The organism is Marinobacter sp. UBA2498 (assembly GCF_002341575.1).
In the GTDB taxonomy this organism is placed as follows: Bacteria; Pseudomonadota; Gammaproteobacteria; order Pseudomonadales; family Oleiphilaceae; genus Marinobacter; species Marinobacter manganoxydans.
Genome location: NZ_DDOI01000007.1, coordinates 1 through 3209, shown reverse-complemented (window position 1 = coordinate 3209; position 3209 = coordinate 1). Strand labels below are relative to the sequence as shown.

Here is a 3209-nt window from a genome sequence, read left to right as displayed (position 1 = left end):
TCCAGGCTTTTCATGTCGGCGACCACCGGCAAGGCGAGGACCACACAAAACAGCCCAGTGGCCATCGGGGCAAGTTGTTTGATTCTGTCTGGCGCGCCCATAACCGTTAACCTCTTCAATCTCACGGATTCCCCGCCGGAAACACGAGCAGGTTTCCTTCCATCACAACGTCCCCTCGCATATCAACAGAGAATATGTCGGTCTGCTGAAAGCCGGGGTCGGTGGGCCGGGCCGTGCTGCTGGAAGAAATCTTGAATTGAACGTCGTTGAACCGAACAGTATTGGGCAGCCCAAGCTCCAGCACATCCCGATTGAACAGTTCGCCATCACCACCGAATCCCGAATCGACTTTGCGGACCCGCAGTGTCAGGCCCTCAAACGCGAAATTGCCCCGAATATCATCAAGCACCATCCATCCGCCGTTTTCTTTCAGCCGGTAAGCAAAACGGGCGCCACACTTCTTGTCCACGTCATCACAACGTCCGAAATAACTGTTCTCAACCGGACCGCCCATTTCATTGATGCTGATATCTCCGGACAGGTAGATCCCACCCTGTCCGGAGATATCCGAGAGAGCTTCATCTTCCAGGCGGGCGAGTTCGGCAAGGCTGGGGAGTGAAAACAGAAAAACAGGGAGAGCCAGTATTGTTCTGCGCAGAAAGGATTTCATTGGCTCAGATCCTTGGTCTTAATGTTCAAGTGTTGTATCAGCATTCCCTGTACACGGGCCGAACCAAAATCGCGGTCGCCAACACTGAAATTTCCGATCTTGAGATTGCTACGAAACTCCGGGTTCGTGTAGTAGGACTCGTAGAAATCCCAGGCATCCGCATCACTGCTGCCGCGGAGACCGTCGGCACCGATCTCGCCCGGCTGAGGGCGCCGAATTGCAGCAACCTCCACTACAAAGTTTCCACTGCCATCAACGTCGAAGAATACCGGTTGAAGCTGGTTGCCAATCGCCAGTTCGAGCGCAAAATTGCTCATCAGTATTCGTGATCCGCAGGTAGAACCGTCCTGTGCGCAGGCATTGATAGAAAGTTCCGGGGAATAGAAATTCAGCTTGAACTGGCCGACCATCTGGCGCCGATCGTTATCGCCCCAAAGGCGCAGATAGCTACCATCGATGACAGCACTCTTTGCGTGGATATTGATATTGGCAGACCGGTCGTCACCAACTGCCACGTTCATCTGCATGCCGATGTCCGCTCGTTCCCCGATGTATCCAGCGGACGCCGGGCGACTCGAGCAGGTGCCGCTGCCAGGACCGGCCCCGGAGTCCATGCAGTCATAACCCTGGTCGCTATTGACCATGGCACTGGCTGCGAACTCCAGCACCGCCTTGTTAGCGATACCAATATCATTGCCATCCACCACATCAATTTTCCACGGGTTCAGGAGTCTCCCGAGATTGACCGGGCCCAGGGTCTCTCCGTAGTTGCTATTGGCCCCGGCGATGTAGAGATGGTTTACCGTAATATCGACATCACGGCCGTCGGTGCTTTTGATCCCGCCAATCCGGAAAATGCGTGCCTGCTCTCCCGAGGCATCCGGCTCATCCGTTCCATGGGAGAATTTGAAATTCTCCAGTACAAGGCCGATCCCGGCTCCATCAATCGAGGACATTTCAGTTTCCGAAAGCCCCTGAAGTTCCGCCTCAACAGGCACTGGGGCGGCCAGAACAGCCGCCATCACCGGAAGGAGCCGCGCGAAAACAGGAAGCTGACTGAAACTCAACCATTTCATACGAAGCTCCTCAGAACAGACCTTTGCCGCGGTCGATGTATTCGGTGCGGTAACGCTGGGTGCCATAGAGCGCCTCGTTGAGATTGACCTCAGTAGCGCCGTTGGGAATATTGAAGAAGGCACCTGATGTGGCCTTGATAAAATCTTCGGGCGTGAAGTCTGTTTTCTTTACATCCTTCAGCCAATCAAGATCTTTGGTCTGGAATGAGATAAAAGCACCGTCGGCCGGCCCGGTGATACGTCGCTCGCCATTGACCTCACCAACCTCTCCTACCGGGAAGCTGTTATAGATATCCAGGTCGAAACAGGAATCTATTCCAAGGACCAGGCAGTCCTCCGCGTAAACATAAATGTCACCGCCTGAACAGCTGAAAAAGGAACAATCCGGAACCTCGATTCGGGAACTCGACCCCCAGCCGATCAGATTCTTTACCGACCAGCGGGTAAAGCCGCTTGCGCCTTCGAGAATGAACCGTTCGCCATCCGGTATACCGATGTATTCCGCTCTTACCGGGTCCAGGGAGCCAATGTTCGGATCGCCCTCCGCACCGTAAACCAGCTCTGCCTTGGTGGATAATGGACTACCGCCTTCGAGTAGAGGGGTGAGGAGCACGATGATTTGGTCAAAAAGGTTACCGCTTGAGCTGGCCTGGCTCAGCCCTTCACCGCGGTCAATGATGTCCACGTTCACATTGCCAGTCAGCGTTTCAATCTTGCCGGACAGGACACCCATGGATTCACCGAAACCCAGTCGGAAGCCGACCACCTCTTCAGTTTGTTCATCGAAGGCAAACTCCAGAAACGGATTCTGGATCAAAAAAGGAACGATTTCCCCCTCTGCATAGGCACTGCCATCGGGCTTTCGCTGTCTCGGAGCTTTGGGATTGGCGTCAAAGTAAGCCTGATTGTTAATGTAACCAAGGGCAAAATCTTCAATATAGACATCCGAAGTGCCCGGTTTCTCACCTTCCCGGTCGTAACGGCCCATTTCCAGCACATCCACATTGGTCTGGATTTCAATGTCCATTCCGAGATTGACCCGGGTATAGGCGGTGTTGTCGTTGGCATCAGGATGGTACTGGCGGTCAACCGATACAAAGGCCTGCCCTGTGACTTCAGACATCTGTCGATCTGAAATCGGGCGCAGTTCGGCGTTGACCCCCGAGGCCAGTAAAGGCAGGAGGAGAAGCGAATAAAATGGTTTACTCATAGTCACATCTCACCGCGGCCGCTTCTTGTTATTGGCGGCTGATTTAAAGATGACTGATGAGCGTCTCTGAGGCTGGCTTGGATTTTTGATGTTGTTTTAGCCAGTTCTTTTACAGAAGTGTAACCTCGGTTACATGTTGTCACTGTGCGCAGCGTCATGGTTTTGGCATTTGCCAAATTTCAGGCAATAAAAAAACCCCAGCATCGAGGATGCTGGGGTTTTCGGTATTAGGAGCCTGACGATGACCTACTCT

At 53.4% G+C, this 3209-nt stretch carries 3 protein-coding genes; all 3 read right to left on the bottom strand.

Annotated elements, in window-relative coordinates:
• Nucleotides 1-121: 121 nt before the first annotated feature.
• The 3 genes from B2W52_RS00710 to B2W52_RS00700 are packed head-to-tail and all read right to left on the bottom strand — an operon-like array spanning nucleotide 122 to nucleotide 2956.
• Nucleotides 122-670: a hypothetical protein gene (locus B2W52_RS00710; RefSeq protein WP_108019292.1), complete on the bottom strand. Its 549-nt coding sequence runs from the start codon at nucleotides 668-670 to the stop codon at nucleotides 122-124.
• Entirely contained in the window at nucleotides 667-1746 is a 1080-nt protein-coding gene (locus tag B2W52_RS00705) for a hypothetical protein (RefSeq protein WP_273017786.1), read from the bottom strand. Before B2W52_RS00705 ends, B2W52_RS00710 begins: the two co-directional genes overlap by 4 nt.
• Nucleotides 1747-1756: 10 nt before the next feature.
• The gene (locus tag B2W52_RS00700; RefSeq protein ID WP_041644920.1) at nucleotides 1757-2956 is read right to left on the bottom strand and encodes a hypothetical protein; all 1200 of its coding nucleotides are present in this window, start codon (nucleotides 2954-2956) and stop codon (nucleotides 1757-1759) included.
• Between the last annotated feature and the right edge of the window lie 253 nt (nucleotides 2957-3209).

Bases quoted from the DNA above. Each gene is read 5' to 3' on its own strand.
- B2W52_RS00710 (WP_108019292.1), bottom strand. From the start codon at position 670: ATGAAATCCTTTCTGCGCAGAACAATACTGGCTCTCCCTGTTTTTCTG.
- B2W52_RS00705 (WP_273017786.1), bottom strand. From the start codon at position 1,746: ATGAAATGGTTGAGTTTCAGTCAGCTTCCTGTTTTCGCGCGGCTCCTT.
- B2W52_RS00700 (WP_041644920.1), bottom strand. From the start codon at position 2,956: ATGAGTAAACCATTTTATTCGCTTCTCCTCCTGCCTTTACTGGCCTCG.